The organism is [Clostridium] innocuum, from assembly GCA_012317185.1.
GTDB lineage: Bacteria > Bacillota_I > Bacilli_A > Erysipelotrichales > Erysipelotrichaceae > Clostridium_AQ > Clostridium_AQ innocuum.
Genome location: CP048838.1, coordinates 3,736,294 through 3,753,191 on the forward strand (window position 1 = coordinate 3,736,294; position 16,898 = coordinate 3,753,191).

The 16,898-nt window shown below is 52.3% G+C and carries 8 protein-coding genes and 11 pseudogenes; 3 read left to right on the plus strand and 16 right to left on the minus strand.

All coding sequences use genetic code 11. The features are described 5' to 3' along the window. Positions 1-15 precede the first annotated feature (15 nt). The 10 genes and pseudogenes from topB to G4D54_18320 all read right to left on the minus strand — a co-directional run bounded on the left by topB (position 16) and on the right by G4D54_18320 (position 10,477). Positions 16-2,107 (minus strand): annotated as a pseudogene (topB, locus tag G4D54_18275) (DNA topoisomerase III). Positions 2,108-2,122: 15 nt separating this feature from the next. Further along, positions 2,123-2,311, minus strand: coding sequence for a hypothetical protein (locus G4D54_18280; GenBank protein ID QJA04238.1), 189 nt, complete (start codon positions 2,309-2,311; stop codon positions 2,123-2,125). After that, positions 2,308-3,026: pseudogene (locus G4D54_18285) on the minus strand (DUF4366 domain-containing protein). The gene G4D54_18280 and the pseudogene G4D54_18285 overlap by 4 nt, the downstream one beginning before the upstream one ends. Further along, positions 3,019-3,298 (minus strand): annotated as a pseudogene (locus tag G4D54_18290) (DUF4315 family protein). Before G4D54_18290 ends, G4D54_18285 begins: the two co-directional pseudogenes overlap by 8 nt. Positions 3,299-3,336: 38 nt before the next feature. Further along, a pseudogene (locus tag G4D54_18295) lies at positions 3,337-5,353 on the minus strand (CHAP domain-containing protein). Between the two features lie 91 nt (positions 5,354-5,444). Continuing rightward, positions 5,445-6,404 (minus strand): site-specific DNA-methyltransferase, encoded by a 960-nt coding sequence (locus G4D54_18300; GenBank protein ID QJA04239.1) that lies wholly within the window; start codon positions 6,402-6,404, stop codon positions 5,445-5,447. Next, a pseudogene (locus tag G4D54_18305) lies at positions 6,401-8,842 on the minus strand (conjugal transfer protein TraE). The gene G4D54_18300 and the pseudogene G4D54_18305 overlap by 4 nt, the downstream one beginning before the upstream one ends. Continuing rightward, a complete protein-coding gene (locus G4D54_18310; GenBank protein QJA04240.1) occupies positions 8,793-9,194 on the minus strand; it encodes a PrgI family protein in 402 nt (133 codons plus the stop codon). Before G4D54_18310 ends, G4D54_18305 begins: the two are co-directional and overlap by 50 nt. A 177-nt stretch (positions 9,195-9,371) precedes the next feature. Then, positions 9,372-10,242: pseudogene (locus G4D54_18315) on the minus strand (hypothetical protein). A gap of 19 nt (positions 10,243-10,261) precedes the next feature. After that, a complete protein-coding gene (locus G4D54_18320; GenBank protein QJA04241.1) occupies positions 10,262-10,477 on the minus strand; it encodes a conjugal transfer protein in 216 nt (71 codons plus the stop codon). Positions 10,478-10,689: 212 nt separating this feature from the next. Here G4D54_18320 and G4D54_18325 point away from each other — a divergent pair. Then, a pseudogene (locus G4D54_18325) lies at positions 10,690-10,902 on the plus strand (hypothetical protein). 143 nt (positions 10,903-11,045) lie between these two features. Here G4D54_18325 and G4D54_18330 read toward each other — a convergent pair. The 6 genes and pseudogenes from G4D54_18330 to G4D54_18355 form a co-directional block, all read right to left on the minus strand. After that, positions 11,046-12,026 (minus strand): annotated as a pseudogene (locus G4D54_18330) (type IV secretory system conjugative DNA transfer family protein). 40 nt (positions 12,027-12,066) lie between these two features. Further along, positions 12,067-12,860: pseudogene (locus tag G4D54_18335) on the minus strand (type IV secretory system conjugative DNA transfer family protein). After that, positions 12,857-13,306 carry a PcfB family protein gene (locus tag G4D54_18340; GenBank protein ID QJA05237.1) on the minus strand — a complete coding sequence of 150 codons (450 nt, stop codon included), beginning with the start codon at positions 13,304-13,306 and terminating at the stop codon, positions 12,857-12,859. Before G4D54_18340 ends, G4D54_18335 begins: the two are co-directional and overlap by 4 nt. Positions 13,307-13,375: 69 nt before the next feature. Continuing rightward, entirely contained in the window at positions 13,376-13,597 is a 222-nt protein-coding gene (locus G4D54_18345) for a DUF5348 domain-containing protein (protein ID QJA04242.1), read from the minus strand. A gap of 31 nt (positions 13,598-13,628) precedes the next feature. Beyond that, positions 13,629-13,992: pseudogene (locus G4D54_18350) on the minus strand (hypothetical protein). After that, a pseudogene (locus G4D54_18355) lies at positions 13,989-14,612 on the minus strand (helix-turn-helix domain-containing protein). The pseudogenes G4D54_18350 and G4D54_18355 overlap by 4 nt, the downstream one beginning before the upstream one ends. Before the next feature lie 750 nt (positions 14,613-15,362). On the opposite strand from G4D54_18355, the gene G4D54_18360 reads away from it, so the two are divergent. Together G4D54_18360 and G4D54_18365 are read left to right on the plus strand one after the other, a co-directional pair. Next, the gene (locus G4D54_18360; protein QJA04243.1) at positions 15,363-16,130 is read left to right on the plus strand and encodes a DeoR/GlpR transcriptional regulator; all 768 of its coding nucleotides are present in this window, start codon (positions 15,363-15,365) and stop codon (positions 16,128-16,130) included. 123 nt (positions 16,131-16,253) lie between these two features. After that, on the plus strand, positions 16,254-16,814 hold the full coding sequence (locus tag G4D54_18365; protein QJA04244.1) for a sporulation protein: 561 nt from the start codon (positions 16,254-16,256) through the stop codon (positions 16,812-16,814). Positions 16,815-16,898: the final 84 nt, after the last annotated feature.

The following is a 16,898-nucleotide window of genomic DNA, read 5'->3' on the forward strand; positions in this document are numbered from 1 at the left end:
TTGCTATTCAAGTTTTTAGTTCTTCTGCACTTCGATACGGTAGTTGACGTATTTCCCGCCAGTATCGGCTAAAACGATAGTTCCGTCGTAGGTCTTGCCTGTTTTCGGGGAATAGAGCTTTTTCACATTCGCCTTGCCGGATTTAAGGAGCGCGGCGGCAATCTTCGCGGAAAAAGCGGTCTTGCGTTCCTCGAAAAAGCGGTCGTTCTTCCACATGACAAAGGCACATTCTTTGTTGCTGCAATAATAGTTTTTCTTCCCCTCATGGACGGGGGAACCGCAACGGGGGCATTTGCCGACAGAGGGCTTTTCCTCCCGGAACAAATCCTTTTTCCCGTCCAGTGCTGCGGCGTGTGTCTGCACAAGCTCCCGCGTCATAGCTTCAATGCCGGACAGAAATTCGCCGGGGTCTGCGGCTCCCTTTGCTATCTGCGTCAGATTGTTTTCCCATTCTGCGGTAAGCTGCGGGGAAGTCAGCATATCCGGCAGCACTGATATAAGGGCGGCTCCGTTCTGCGTGGGGATAAGCTGCTTCCCCTTGCGCTCTGCAAAGCCGCCCTTTACCAGTTTTTCAATGACGGCGGCGCGGGTGGCGGGAGTGCCAAGCCCCCGGCGTTCCGCGTCCGGGTCGGTGTCCCCGTTCCCGGCTCGCTCCATAGCAGAGAGAAGCGACGCTTCGCTGTGGGGCTTCGGCGGCGTTGTGGTATGCTCCGTTACCTTTGCGGCGGGGTTAGGAAAGCCCTGTCCCTCGGAAAGCTCCGGCAGCGTCACGCCCTCATTTTCCCCGTCCTCTGGGTCGGGTTTATCTTTCAGCGTCGCCCGGTATCTGTGTTCAATCTCTTTCCACCCGTCAGAAAGCACCGTCTTTCCCCGCGCCGTAAACTCCGTATCAGCGCATGAGAAAACCGCCGTAACCGCTTCATAAATATGCGGCTCGGCGGTGGCAAAAAGCAGACGCGCCCCCGCAAGGGTAAGGATATTTTTCTCGCTTTCCGGCAGCGCGTCCGGGTCAGCCTTTGCAAGCTCCATAGTGGGAATGATTGCGTGGTGGTCTGATACTTTTTTACTGTCTGTTACCTTTGCAACCTCCGGCGTGAAGCCCAAGCCCTCCATAAAGGAAAATTTCTCACAAAGCAGCTTGATAATGCCCGCTGCGGTGCCGCCCATGTCGTCAGTAAGAAAGCTGCTGTCCGTCCTCGGATAAGTCAACAGCCGCTTTTCATAAAGGGATTGTGCAAGGTCAAGGGTCTGCTTCGCGGTGTAGCCGAAAATGCGGTTCGCTTCCCGCTGCAAAGAGGTAAGGTCAAAGAGCTTCGGCGGGGCTGCGGTTTTCTTCTCTCTGGTGAGGGAAACGCATACCGCCGTTTGTGTTTCGCAAGCCCCTTTCAGCGCGGCGGCTTCTGCCTTGTCTGAAATCCTTTCACTTGCCGCTTCCGCGCCGGATAAATCAAGGCGAACATGATAATATTTTTCTTTCTGGAAATGGGAGATAGCCGCGTTCCGGTCGGTAAGCATTTTTAAGGTCGGGGTCTGGACGCGCCCCACGTTCAAAGTCTTTCCATACAGGCAGGAGAAAAGCCGGGTGGCGTTAATGCCGATAAGCCAGTCAGCCTTTGCGCGGCAGAGGGCAGACGCAAAGAGCGCGTCATATTCCCGCCCGTCTTTGAGGGAAGCAAAGCCCGCCTTAATCGCCCCGTCCTCCATTGAGGAAATCCACAAGCGGCGCATGGGCTTCTTGCAGCCCGCCGCTTCGTAGACAAAGCGGAAAATCAATTCTCCCTCGCGCCCCGCGTCACACGCATTTACCACTTCGGAAACGTCGGCGCGGTGCATAAGCTCTTTTAGGGTTTTGAATTGCTTCCCCTTGTCCGGGTCAACGGTGTACTGCCATTCCTCCGGCAGAATGGGTAAGCTCTCAAAACTCCATTTTTTTATATTGCTCCCCGTAGGCGGCAGCTTCCGCAAGCTGTACCAAATGCCCGACGCACCATGAAATGAGGTAGCCGCCGCCCTCGATAAATCCGTCTTTCTTTTCTTTAACGCCAAGCGCGGCGGCGATAGTCTGCGCCACGCTCGGTTTTTCTGCAATTACAAGTCTAAGTGCCATGAAAAAATCCTCCTTTCAGCATTCCAGCTCACTTGCCTTTTTCTCCTGTACCTGTTTCAGACAGTAGCCCACACAAGGGAGCTGCCCTTTGTACGGGCAGGAAGCGCAAGCCGGGGAATGGGGAACGGGCGGCGCATTGTCACGCCGCCCGCCCGGTCTTTGTATCATCATCTTTTCAAAGGGATTGTCGGTAAACAGGGTCATGCTTCCTCGTCCTCCTGTTCTTCATCAGAAAGCCCGTCCCCCTCGTCCGGCTCCGGCTCGTCCTCGTCGTAGTCGTCAAAATCGAAATCTTCAAGGTCGGTGTCGCCCTTGACGCTCTGCTTCGGCTTCATAAACTTAAAATAATAGAACGCGCCCCCGCCGCCAAGAAGTGCCACGACAAGGAAAAGCACAAGCCCGCCCGCATTGCCTTTTTTCTTTGGGCTGCTCCGGCGGTTCTTCGGTTTCCGGCTCCGCTTCCTTGCCGCTGCAAGCGGTCATGTTGTCCTTGCAGACGGGGCAGCTCACATTTACTTTCCCGGCTTTGCATTTATCGGTACAACTGCAAACGGTGGGCGGGGGCTGCTTCGGTGCTTCCGTCCTCCATAAGTGCTAAGAGGTCGGCTTCGTCTACTTGATTAAGGAAATGTACAGTATTCTCGCCCTCGTCGTCCCGGTCAATGAGGATATAAAAGTAATTGCCGTTTTTGGTCGTTACGGTGATAAGCTGCTTGTTGCCGCCGAAATCGTCTACAAGGGTCGCGTTCCCGTCCGGGGTAAGGGGTTCTTCCTTTTGGGGTTCCTCGTAGACAACGCCGCTGTCGTCGGTGTCGTCCTCTCCCTCCGGGGTCTGTGCAAAAGCGGTGACGGAAAAGCCGCCCATAAGTACAAGGGCGGCGCAAAGTGCGGTCAGTGTTCTAAGGATTTTCTTATTCATTCTCGGTGTCCTCCATTTCTTCGTTGTCATGGTCTGCGGGTTCTGCGGGGTAGCCCGGCGCGGCTTCCATGCCCGGAATACCGCCCCCGGAAAGCATAGCGGAAAGCTCATGCGGGGAAAGGCGCATGGAGCGCACAAGCTGTACGATTTGCAGGTTTTCCGCTTCGGTTTTCTGCGCTTCAAGCCCCCCTTAATTTATTCTGGTACTCGGTGATTTTCTCGCGGGTCTTTGCAATCTCCTTGTCGATACGTTCAATTTTGTTCATAGCCATCAATAAATTTCTCCTTTCAGATTTTCATTTTTTTGTTGTCAGTTCCAATTCATTAAGCCGTAGCCCTTGATACAGCCATAATTGACGGGGTAGCTCTTTATCTTGCAGGCGTCGCCGGAATTGCCCTCGACGGTATAGACGCGCTCCCCGTCCGTCCCGATAACAAGCCCTACATGGTCTGCGCTCCCGTCCCCGTCCCAGTCGAAAAAGATAGCGTCGCCGGGGGCGATATTCTCATAGCCCCTCGCGCCCCATTGCCCGCGTGACTGGAACCAGGGTACGCCCTGTGACTGGCACCCGGCAAAGCGCGGCTCGCTTTTCCCGGCTTGATTGTAGCACCATGAAACAAAACAGGCGCACCATTCCACGCGGCTGTTAAATCCGTACCAGCTCCAAAAGGGTCGCCCGCCCACGTTGCCGACTTGCCGCTTCGCAAGGTCTACAACGGCAGTGTTGCCGGGGCGTGTGCCGTTTACAAGCTGTACGCCGCTTAAATCCTCGGACGCGCCCATATCGGGGGAGCCGCCGCCGAAAATCAGCGGTTTGTTGCCGCTTGTTTCCAGATAGACGCGGTACATTTCAAGCTGCTGTGGCGTTAGAAGTTCCTCCGCAATCTCGGAAATGGGCTTGTTCGTCAGCTTCACGTTGAGGATATGGTACTCGTAGGGTACTTCCTCGGTGGTCGTTTCCCCGGTTTCCGGGTCTGTGCTTGTTTCTGTGCGGTAGCGGATTTCCGTTTCTTCCGTCAGCGTCAAGGTGTACTGCATGGCAAAGACGCGGTTTAATTCTGCCTGTGCGCTCTGCGGGGTATAGGTCTGTAAAAGTGCGGTGAGGTAGGACGCTAACTCATGGGGGGTTATGCCCGATACTGTCAAGGTCATAGCGGTATTCGTCATAGCCGGGGTGGGTGCTTTCGATATTGTCAATCTGCTGCTGAAGCTCGTTTTCCTTTGCGGCATAATTATTTTCCGTCGCCACAAGGTCGCTGTCCTCCGACGTGTAGGAAGTCCCAAGTATGCCGTTCATCAAGCCGGAGAACATGGAGCCGCAAGAGGAAAGCCCCGCCGATACCATGATGAATAAGAGCAGCGCGGCAATGGCGATACATACGCCCGCCGGGTGCCGCCCTACAAAAGCGATTGCCTTTTTTGTTTCCTCGGCGGTCTTTTTTGCCGCCTTGCGGGTGTTCTCTGCGGCTTTCTGCGCCGTTTTTGCGCCGCCTTTCCTTGCCGACTTTGCATACTGCCGCTTGATTTGCTGCTTCTGCATGAAGCGGGAAAGGGGATTGCCCGCAATCTGCGGATTGTCATGCAGGGCTTTATGGTACTGGAAATCCACATTCGCCTTGAACGCCGCTTTCTCTGCCTTTGCCGCCGTCCGGTAGGGTTTGAGCTTGTGGCTGTGGTAGCCCTCCTTGACTTTCCGCGCCCCGTACTTTGCGCCGCGCTCTGCCAGTTCTTCGGATTTGTGCGCCCCCTCAACGCCGGAATTGTCCTTTTCAACGGAATGTATCTTGTTGTGGACGAAAATACCCGCTTCCTGTGCGGGGCGGGATAGCGGGTTATTGTGGGGCTTATTCTTTCCTATGGGCTTTTCCTGTTCCTCAAAATGTAGGCGGGTCTTGCCTTTCCCGGTGGCTTCATCAAAGGTGCGCTCCCGTACAAGTTTCTTTTCTTTGGGGATAGCCGCCTTTGCCGCGTCCAGACGGTCGGCTGCTTTGTCCGATTTTCGGATATACCTTTCAAGCTCCGGCGTTGCCCGTTCCTCGTCGGTAAACTGCAAGCGGGAAGATTTTTCTTTTGCTGTGGCTTCTGCCTGTGCTTTCCTCGCCGCTTTTTTACTCGCCTTTCTGGTACGCGCCCCGTCGATACGCTCCAAGACGCGCTCGGCTGCGGCGGTGTCCTGTTCCCGTTCTGCCCCCGGCGCATGGGGAAGCGGCGGCGCGGCGGCTGTGGGCGCGGGAGCTGCGCCGCCCGGTATGGTCTGCGCTGCCTGTTCCGGCGGCTGCGGTGCTTCGGTCTTTGCAAAGTCCGCGTCCCTTATCCGCTTGCTGATACGTTTCTTTTTTCCCGGTGGCGGCGTTTACCTCGACAGCCCCCCTCGCGGGTCATTTTCTGCGTGACTTTTTCACGCGCTTTATATTGTTTTATGTGTCTGTCCCTCCAATCCGCGCCCTTGCAAGGGCGCAATACTCGGCGTTTATCTCAATGCCTATATAATGCCTGTCAAGCTGCCTTGCGGCTGCCCCCGTCGTGCCGCTGCCGAAAAAGGGGTCAAGCACAACGCCGCCTTTCGGACAGCCCGCCTTGATACAGGTTTCGGCAAGTTTTGGCGGGAACGCGGCGAAATGCCCGCCCTTGTAGGGAACGGTATTGATAAGCCACACGTCCCGCCTGTTCCGCATGGTCGGCATGAGGGCTTCGTCGTAGTAGCTGCCGCTTCGCGCCCGGTTAAGCCCCTGTACTTTCCCCTGTCCAGGTATTTCGTCCGCATATTTCTGTCCCGCGCTGCGCCCGGTGCGGTACCGCGCCGCCGTTGTGGGGGCTAACGGCTCGGCTATGGCGGCTGCGTCATAGAAATATTTCTTTGACTTCGTAAGCAGAAAGATATGTTCATAGCAGCGGGTAGGGCGGTCTTTCACGCTCTCCGGCATGGGGTTTTCTTTCTGCCAGATAATGTCGCTCCGTAAATACCACCCGTCAGCGCGTAGGGCAAAGGCTAAAAGCCAGGGAATACCGATTAAGTCCTTTTGTTTGCAGCCGGAAACGCGGTTGTTTCTTGCAATCTGCTGTCCGTTTCTGCCTTTCGGGTTCTTCGGGTCTGCATGGTAGCCTTTATTTCCTGTGCCGCAGTAAGTGTCCGCGATATTCAGCCAGAGCGTACCGTCAGAACGCAGTACCCGGCGCAGCTCGCGGAAAACCTCGGTCAGCCTGTCAATGTACTGCTCCGGCGTGTCCTCCCGCCCAATCTGCATATCAAGCCCATAATCTCTAAGCGCATAGTAGGGCGGGCTTGTGACGCAACAGTGTACGCTTTCCTCTGGAAGCTCCCGCAAGGCATAGAGCGCGTCCCGGTTGATGATTGTGTCAGTTTTCAGCCCGTTCATGCTTCGCCCACTTCCTCCGGCTTCGTCGTCATTACCCGGTAAAGCTCGGTGTCTTTCGGGAAGCGGTCTACAAAGGGCAGCACCACGTTCCCGTAGAAGATAAGCCCCTCGCCCGCTTCGGTGTGGGTGACATATTTCATCTGCTGCGGGGAGATGTTGAGCTGCTTTGCAAGGATAGCCCGGTCGCCCGCCGCTTGATTGAGCATGAGGACAAAATCGCTGTTCTCAAAGATATTCTCCACTTCGCGGGAAGCAAGCAAATCTTTGACGTTCTGTGTAATGGCTGTGGGTATGCCGCCCCATTTACGGAAACGCTTCCAGATTTCAACGGAATAGGCGGCGGTCTGTTCCTCTTTCAAGAGAAGATGAAATTCGTCCATGTAGTAGCGGGTGGATTTCCTCTCTGCCCGGTTGACGGTAACGCGGTTCCATACCTGGTCTTGCACAATGAGCATACCTAACTTTTTGAGCTGCTTCCCAAGCTGCTTGATGTCAAAGCAGACAAGGCGGTTATTCAGTTCCACGTTGGTACGGTGGTTGAACACGTTAAGGCTCCCGGAAACGTAAAGCTCCAACGCCGCCGCGATACGCGCCGCTTCCGGCTCCGGCTGCTTCAAAAGCTCGTCGTACAGGTCGCCCAAAATCGGCATTTTCTCCGGGTCGGGGTCTGCAAGGAAAGGGCGGTACACGTTCCGAACGGCGCGGTCAATGACGGTCTTATCGACGGGCTGCAAGCCCTCCTTGCCGCCGATTACAAGCTCGCAGAGGGAAAGGATAAAGTCGGATTTCAGCGCAAGGGGGCTGTCGTCCTCGCTGTAATTGAGGTTAATATCCATAGGGTTCACATACTGGGGCTTCCCGTCAATGCCCTTGCCCGTAGGCGACAAGCGTATCACTTGCCCGTCAAGCCGCTGCACAAGGGAAAAATACTCTGCTTCTGGGTCGCAGATAATAATGTCGTCGTCTGTAATGAGGAAAGCGTTTGTCATTTCCCGTTTGGCGGCAAAGGATTTCCCGCTTCCCGGCGTACCCAAGATTAAGCCGTTGGGGTTCTTTAGCTGCTTGCGGTCGCAGAGTATCATGTTGTTAGACAGGGCGTTTAAGCCGTAGTACAAAGCCGCGCCCGTCTGGAAAAGCTCCTGTGTGATAAAGGGGATAAAGATAGCGGTGCTTGACGTGGTAAGTCCTCTTTGAATGGGGATAAGGTTCTCCCCAAGCGGTACAGAGGACATAAGCCCCGCTTCCTGTTGGTAGTCAAGGCGGGTTAAGGCGCAGTTGTTCTTCTGTGCAATGCCCGCCGCCGCGAATACGTCATTTTCCAGTTTCCGCTTCGTGTCCGCCATGTTCACCACAAGGAACGTCAAGAGGAACATTCTTTCATTCCGGCTCTGCAAGTCCTGTAAGAGGTTCTTCGCTTCGCTGCCGAACGTGGCAAGGTCGGACGGGATTATATCCATGTCGTAGCCGCTGCGTACCGCTTTTTTTCTGTTCCTCGATTTTCATTTTGTCAAGGTCGGTGATTTTCCGCTTGATTGTCTTTATGGCTTCGGTCTGGTCGATACTGTGGATATGCAGATTGACGATAACGCCCGTTTCCAAGTCCAGAATGTCGGATAAGATACGGTCGTTTAATTCCGGGGCAAGGACTTCAAGGAATGAAACCGCGCCGATTTTGCGCCCCATGCGGAAATACCGCCCCTCGCCAAAACGGAAAGAGGACGGGGCGATAAAGTCCTTTGTGGAAAGCCCGGACGGGGCAAGCCATGAAAAATCAAAGGAAAACTGCCCGCCCTCCGGGTGGAAAATGCCATGCAGCATTTTAAGGCGTTCATAGCCTGTCATGGGGCGGGCAGACACGCCCAAGAGCTTAAAGTTGTTCAGCACGTCCGTTTCGATACGGGCAAGGCGGGATTTCGCCGCGCCCAGACTGTCGGCTTCAATGGCAAAGGTGATATATTTTGCTTTGACAAGCCCGTTGTTTCCCTTTGCAAGCTGGTTTTTTCAGCATATCCCGGTATTCTGTGCGGATAGAGTTGAAAGCGTCCTCCTGTGCCGGGATATTGACCGCCTTTTTCCGCTTCGCCGCGCTGCGTCCCTTGATTGATGAAAGAGAGCTGCACCGAAACGGAAGCGTCAAAGTAGTTGAGGAAGTCGCACCAGTTCTCAAAAATGGCGGTCTTGTCGTCTGCCTGTGCAAGCTGATAGTTAATATCTTCAAAGGCGACGGTCTTTGAGTATTTCCGTCCCGTAACCTTGCAGATACCGTCCGGGTACATCTGGATATAGGGGATTGTCTGCTGCGCGGTGTGCGCTTTCCCGTCGCCCTTTGCCTGTCTGATGATTTCCGCAATCTGCTTTTTCTCGGCGCGGGTGAGCTTGCGGGGTGGGTTAGGCTTTGCGCTTCCCGCCGCGCTGTTTCTTCGTGTTTCCTTTTGCAATCGCTGATACCTCCTTTTCAAGTTTTCTCTGCCGTTCTAAGACGGAATAAAAGTTGTCTGTCCTGTATGGTCGTTCTTTGGGGGCTATGAATTTCGTCCGTATGATGTTCTTCACCACCACTTCAAGGGGCTGTCCATGCTTTTCATACATGGCGAACAGGAAACAGGGCAGCATGACGGCAATCATAGCCATAGACGCAAGGCTTGTGCCTGTGCTGTCTTTGAGCAGAAAGAAAAGCGGCAAGCCGAACAGGAGAGCCGCCGCAAAACATACAATCTGCCGTTTGGTAAGGTTGAACGCTACTTTTGTCTTGACTTTGGATAAGTCTTTGGGTACGGGTACATACGCCAAGTGAAAACCTCCTTTCTCTGGGTTTGGTGTTGCTGTAATTTTCCATAAGGGTAATCAAGGCAAAGGTCAATCTATGCCCTTTGCCCGCCCGTATTATATGGGGGTTATCCGCGTCAAGGTCGGGTCGTATTTTCGCCGCTTCGCTCTGAAAATCTCCACCCTGCCCTTGACACGCCGCTAATGCGCGGAAAAAATCGACTTCGCCAGTGCGCCGGATTTGAACAGGGAGAAACAGAGGATAACGGTGTAGGCTGCAAGGGAGAATATCGCGCTGTGCAGATTGTCCGCTATTATCATGTTGTTCACCAGTACGGCGTAAATGCCGACGCATATCATAATGAGGAAGCCTTGAAAACCGATAGCGAACAGGGATTTTAGGTAGTTGTTTCCTATCTGCCCCCATTCCCGGTTAGTCATAGTTGCAAACGGGATAGGCGATACCGAACAGTAAAGGTAAATTTCTATCATACGCCCGTAGAGGATAACGGTTATCAGTACGGACATGATTTTCATGCACAAGCTCACAAGGCTTGTTTCCATGACAAGTAAGAGCAGTTCGGGGATTTCCATAGCGTCAAGCCCGCTTTGCATGGAAGCAAGGGCGGCGGCAACATCAATCTCTGTGCTGCCGCCGATTACCCCCCGCCGCGCCGGAAACAACGTGCTGCGCCATATCGAACACCGCCATAGTGATGTCAAAGGTGTGCGTCACAAGGTAGACTGCCACAAACGCCTTGAACACCCACTTGAAGAACATGGAAGTGTCAACGTCGTGCATATTGTTCTTTTCCGTTACCATGCTGATAAGCTCATAGCATAGGACGTAGGTAATGACAAGCCCCGCAATGGGTACGATTACATTCTCACTAAGCGTCTGTATCATGGAGAATATATTTGCGTTCCACCCTTGCGGGGTCTGCCCTACCTCTGCGGCGATAGTGCCGACTTTCTCGTTCACGTCCCCGAACATAGTTGACAGATTACCGTTTATGGCTCCTATGAGGATTTCCTTTATCCATTCGTTAATCGCGTCAAGTATGCTCTGCATAAGCCTTTACCCGCGCTTCTTAACCGAACAGCCCGGAAAGCAGCGGTACAAGGGTCATGCCAATAAGGGCAACGCCGCCGCCCGCCATGAGCTGCTTCATGCCCTGGCTTTTCGCGCCCGGATTGTCGTTGCCGTAGCCCTCCATCAGATTGATTACGCCCCAGATACCAAGCCCGGCTCCAAGTGCTACAACAAGGGTCTGCAAAACGTCTACTGCGCTATTGAAAAATGCCATAAATATATCCTTTCTGCCGCGTCTGCGGCTGTCCGACAAGCGGACAAAAGGCGGTCAGCATATGCCGCCGCACAAAAAAACCGCCCTCTGGTAAAGGCGGCTGTCCCCGCGCTGCGTAAGTCCTGCGGCGCGGCGGTATTCAGTTGTAAGGGGTGCGGATTTTGCCGCTGTGTACTGCGCCGGAAAGTGGGGGCGCGTATCATGTAGCCGGTATGGATAGATGTGATTGCTTCAATCGCTCCTTTCTGTGTCCCGCTGTGCTGCCGGACGTTTTTTTCAGACTTGCGGGAAGTGAATAGCTTGCGCAGCAAGGTGTTCGCTTCCCACAAGTTCACAAAGGGGTAGCTGCCGCAAGGCAGCGTAGGGGAAGTGTAGCTTCCCCTGTCCCCCCGGCGGTCTGCCATGCTGTCATTGTTGCGGGATAAGCCCCCCGGCGCGTGACATACTCCGTTGCAAAGCGGCGGTGTTCCGCTTCCTTTTTCCCGCCAATACTCCCATAATGCAGCGTCGGCGGCTTCCGCAACATTCATTAAAAACCGTTCAAGCTGCTTTTGTTTTTTCCTCTGCGCTACGTTTCCTCATGGTCTGCGTCCTCCTGTAAGTCTGCTGCGTCAATCTCGTAATAGTCAAAAAACCTCGTCGGGCTTGACAATGGCGGGGCGGCGTTTAAGGTGCTTTTTCCATGTCAAAGGCGTTCTTCGGGTCTGCGTCGGACAGGTACTTGTATTTCGGGTGCTTCGTTATGTCGAATTTGTCCGAAAAGAACGGGCGCACCCCTCGTAGCTGCAAGATACATTTCCCTCCGTCCATGACTGCGATTTCATCTTCCGTCATAAGCTGCTTTCCCAATTTCTGATAGTTCAGCCCATGCGAAAGCTCCCGCCCCCTTGTTTCGGAAGTGTTGAAGCTGTCTATCGTTTCCTTGCCTAAAATCTCCGATATTTCTTTGAGCGTCGTTTTTTCCTTGCCGCCCAAGAAAAGGGTGGTGTCGCAGTTGCCGACTATGGTATCGGCGTTGTCCTTGTAGATTGCTTTTAGCTGTGACTGGCTCTGCAAGATGATTGACGCGGATATTTCCCGGCTCCGTATCGTTGCAATGAGCTTTTCAAACTTTGGTATCTGCCCGATATTCGCAAATTCATCAAGTAAGCACCGTACATGGACGGGAAGCCGCCCGCCGTATTCATCATCTGCCTTGTCGCATAAAAGGTTGAATAACTGTGTGTAGAGAATACTCACGACAAAGTTAAAAGTATCGTCGGTGTCGCTGATAATGACGAAAAGGGCGGTCTTTCTGTCGCCTATGGTGTCAAGCTCCATTTCGTCGGTTTCCATAAGCTCCCGCAGTTCCTTAATGTCGAATGGGGATAACCTCGCGCCGCAGCTAATCAAAATCGACTTCGCCGTTTTGCCCGCCGCAAGTTTGTATTTGCGGTACTGCTTGACCGCAAAATGCTCCGGGTCTTTTTTCTTCCAGACGTTCAAACATGAGGTCAACCGGGTTCTGGAAATCCTCGTCGTCCTCGCGGGCTTCCGACGCATTTATCATTTCAAGCAGCGTCGTGAAGTTTTTCTCGTCCTCCGGGGCTTCATACCAGATATAGCCGATTAGCGCGGTGTAGTAGAGCTTTTTCCGCTTTCACCCAGAAATCCTCGCCGGATTTTTTCCCCGTCGCCTTTTGTGTTGGCGATAATGGTATTGACTAACTTCAAAATGTCCTTTTCGCTCCGCAGATAGGCAAAGGGATTGTATTTCATGGATTTTTTTGAAGTTAATCGTATTTAGCACTTTGATACGGTATTTGTACCGCTGTAACATTTTCCCGGTTTCCAAAATCAGTGTTCCTTTCGGGTCAGTGACGATATACGACGTTGGAAAATCCTTTGACGTACATTGCATGAGCGACGGTTTCACAAAGAACCGGGTCTTGCCGCTGCCGGAACCGCCGATTACAAGGATATTTTTGTTTCTTGCGTATTTCGGCTGCTTCGGGCGGCTGTTCATGGTGAGCCGTTCCGTCTGCGTTAAGGGGATATTGTTCTCAAATACCGGGTCTGTGTACGGCTTTATGTCGTCAGCCCCGCCCCAACGCGCCGAACCGTATTCTGTCCCGCGGCGGTATTTCTTCGCGTTCTTGCCTTTGGTGTAGATAATCAGCCGGACAATGACCGCCCCCGCAATGCCTAAAGCTAAGTCTGCCGGGTAGAAGCTCGGCGCGATACTGGAAAAGGCGGCGGTAAAACCGTCCCCAAGATGTAGCAGCTTTGCGCTCGCGTCCGCGCCGGGGGAGAGCCGGACAGCCGCGCCCACTTTATCAAAGAGCCAGACAAAGAGCAGATACGGGAGATTTAAGATAAGCAGCTTCTTGATTTCCGGCTTCATAGCGATACCTCCCTGTCTTTGTTCTTGACCTTTGCCCGTTCCGCGTTCTTGCCCTGTGCAGCTTCTTTGAGGGTAGAGAGCAGCTTTCGGATTGAGGGCTTTTTCTCCTGTGTCAGCTTTTTTGCGGAAAATTCCTTAAAGGCGGCGGTCAGCACGTCCGCGTCCCGCCCCTTGAAGAAAACCAGATAGCGGGGCGGGCTTTCCGTCGCGTCCTTTTTCAGCGCAAAGTCGATACCGTACTTTTTCGCCGTACTCTCAAAGGCTTTGATATTGCCCTCGGTAATCTCAATGTTGGAAACGCCCGCGTTCTGCTTCATAAGCTGCTTTAAGCTCTGCTTGCCCTGTGGCGGTTTTGCAAGCTGCTTTTTGCCCTTTGACAGTATGGCTTTCATTGCCTTTTGGAGCGTCTGCGCGGTCAGCTTCCCGGTCTTGATGTAAAGGGCTATGGTCTTTTTCGTTTACTTCGTCCTGCAATTTGTCGCGTCCTCCTTTCGCGTTTCTTTATGGGGCGGCGGTCAGATACGCACCCGCAGCCCGTTCAAGTCCTCGGCTCTGATACCCACAAGATACCAGTTGTCGCCGTACTCAATCCGGGTCGGCTTCCACTTGCCCCGCACGAATACGTCAAAGCACTCGCCGCAATGCAAGCCCCCGTAGTAGCTGTTTAAGTCAAAGCGGATGTCGTAACGGTCGGTGCGCTCGTCAAATACCAATGCTCCTGTCATTTTCTGTGCCATAATAAAATCCTCCTTTTGTGGTTGTGGGTGGTTACAGGCTTTCGCCCTCATTGCATGAATAATAGTCCGGGTCGCCGTACTGCGGCTTTTTCGGTGACAGTGCGCCGCTTGCCATGTCATGGGCGACAAGGGAAGTGTAATAGTTGCCGATTGTGGACGGGGGCGTTGAAAAGGGCGGCTTTCAGATATTGCTTGATGTTGCGGATTTTGGTTGTGTTCTCCCGCATACAGTCAAGCACAAAGCGGATATGCTCGCCGTCTAGTTTCATAAACTTTGACTTCACAAGCTCTGCCGGGTAGTCGTCCCCCGCAATCCGTACCCGCTTTCTGGCGGTGCATACGGTTTCAAGCATGAGGTCTACAATCTCGTCAAGCCTGTCACTGTCAAACTTCATGTCCTGTTTGAGAATGTGGTAGTCGATATTGTCCTTGATGATTTCCCGGTATATATCAACTGCGCTCTGTGCTGTCGCTTCCGTTCCTTTCCGTTCCGGCGGCGTAGCCGCTTCTCTGCAAGGAGAGGGTTAGGGGAAAGGATAGGAATGGAATGGGTACTTTGTTCATCAGTAATTATTTTTTCTTTTTTTGGTAAGTCAGTTCTTTGTATATCTTTATTTAATTGCGTCGGATTTTCCAACGTAGGTTTTTCCAATGTTGGTTTTTCCTGCGTTGGATTATCCAATGTTGGATTTTCCAATGTAGGTAAATCCGGCGTAGGCGGCTGCGGCTGCTCGAATATCACATAGTCCGCGCCCCGCAAGCGTCCTTTCTCGTCGCGCTCCCTTGACCGGACGATATACCCGGCACGTTCAAGCTCCTTAATGGCTTCGCGGATAGCGTCTATCTTCTCCCGGTTGATAAGGGATAAGCCTTTCAAGGTGTAGTCCCAATCTTCGGGGAGTGACAGCATTTGCGACAGCAGCCCCTTTGCCTTTAAGGAAAGCTCCTTGTTGCGTAGGTGGTGGTTGCTCATTACGGTGTAGCCCTTGTTCCGTTCCACTCTGAAAACTGCCATAGTTCATAGCTCCTTTGCTTTGGATTTGTTACGCAGTAGAAGCGCAGTTTCGGGGGATAAGGTATAAATCCCTTGCCGCGCCAGATACACACCCGGAAAACCGCTTGTAGCAAGGCTTTTTCTGCCCCTACTGCGTAACAAAGGGCATGAAAAAAGCGGCGTTCCTGTTCTCCCATGTAGAGAGTAAGAAACGCCGCTTCTGCGTCGTATTCAGTTTTTAGTACAATACCCTGCTTGTCCGTCGCTCGAAAAACCTTGATTTTCCAGTGTTTTCAAAAGTATCGTTATCTAACGTCAGCTTTAATTCATCCATTGTTTCCATGGGAAAGTCTCCTTTTTTACATAATACAATACCTTCTGTATGCTCATCATTATACCACGATGACCTGAAAAAGCGCAGCTATTTACAAGTCCGATAACAAAAAACAGATGTTACTGAGTTACTTTTAAAAACAAGCAAAGCATACAGCAGGAAGCGCATGATTCATTATTGGAGAAGAAAATCCAATCATGCTCTATGTACAGGACAGTGCATGTGTTTTCGTCTTGCAGCACCGTAATCCGTGCGGTTACCTTCGGCATTTCATGTATCTGCATGCATTTCACCGAAAGGCATCTTCCTGCCGTTTTGAGAACAGCGAATTCTATCTCTGATTTTATTGTACCTACCTCGCAGATCCCCGCCTTATGCGAAGTCTATTGACATCCGGAAAAATATCTGATAGTGTCTTACTGACAGGAGGTGATCCTATGCTGACAAAAGAGCGCTTCTTTCGCATACTGGAGCTACTCGATCATAAATCATTCATTACAATACAGGAGCTGATGGAGGTTTTAAACGCAAGCAAATCCACAGTCAACCGCGATCTGATCGAGCTGGAAAAGCAGGGATTGATCCAACGGGAGCGCGGCGGTGCTATAAAAAAAGAAATGCCTGCGACACTCAGCAGTTATCGGGAGCTGCCCGTTATGGATAAAGAACATATTCACAGTGCACAAAAGGATATGATCTGCGCACAGGCAGCCGCTATCGTAAAGGACGGGGATTGTGTGTATGTGGATTCCGGTACGACCCCCAGCTATCTGATTCCATATATTGCAGGTAAAAACATCAAGCTTGTCACCTCCAGCATTTATGCATTACGCAAACTGCCTGCCTCCTTTCCCGGCGAGCTTTTTCTGATTGGCGGAAAATACGACATGCGTTATGATATGAGTGTCGGTTACCTTACAACCGAGCATATACGTAAATTCCATTTTGACCATGCCTTCTTCAGTGCAAGCGGTGTTGAGCTGGATTCTCAGGAGGTTCTGGCTATTGATTTCACGATAAGTGAAGTGAAAAGCACCGTGCTGCAGCGCTCTCGCTCCTCCCATCTTCTGATTGACGATTCCAAGCTTTCCATACGGGCACTTTGTACATGGGCTGTGCTGTCTGATTTTCAGGATGTATACATCAATGCCTTTGAGGCCATGCGGGATATGGAGCTGCCGCAGCATTTCATTATTTGTAAATAGAACTCATTGCAGTTCTTTTTTTTACACTGTCATACAGTGGTAAAACAGCTGCGGCACGACTGCTTTCACAATGTCTAACACCCTTGCAGCTGCTGCATAGTATACGCTAAAGGGGGAATGACGATGCATGTACTATCTGCCCTGCTGTTTGCCGTATCTGCGAATATCGACTGTCTTGCCATAGGTCTGTCCTATGGCATCCAGTCTGTAAAAATCGATGCCCGAAGCAATTTGATCATTGCGGTGATATCCACTGCGGGTACCCTGATCTCCATGCTTGCAGGAAAACCGCTGGCAGCACTCTGCTCAGCGGATACTGCCAACCGAATCGGAGCTGTCCTGCTGATGCTGATCGGCTGTTGGATTCTGTTTCAAAATCACAGGACACAGCAGAAAAGTCTGAAGGCATATGACCGTGATGCATCCAGCAGAATCGACCAGAAGGAAGCGGTCGTTCTGGCATTTGCACTCACGATCAATAACATGGGACTGGGGATATCCGGAAGCATCACCGGACTGCCGATTCCTGTAACCTGCCTGTTTACCTTTCTATGCTCGCTGCTGTTTATCGCTGTATCGCAGGTCGCAGGAAAAAGCTGCATAGCTTACTTAATTCATAAATATGCAAGAGATACAGCTGCGTGGATGATTATTCTGCTGGGAATTCTGGAATGCTGTATATAAAACAGCCTGCGGGGTATCAGGGTTCTTACTTCAGGGTGTTTGCAAAAGGGAGAATGCAACCCTATTGATAAATACAATAGGGTT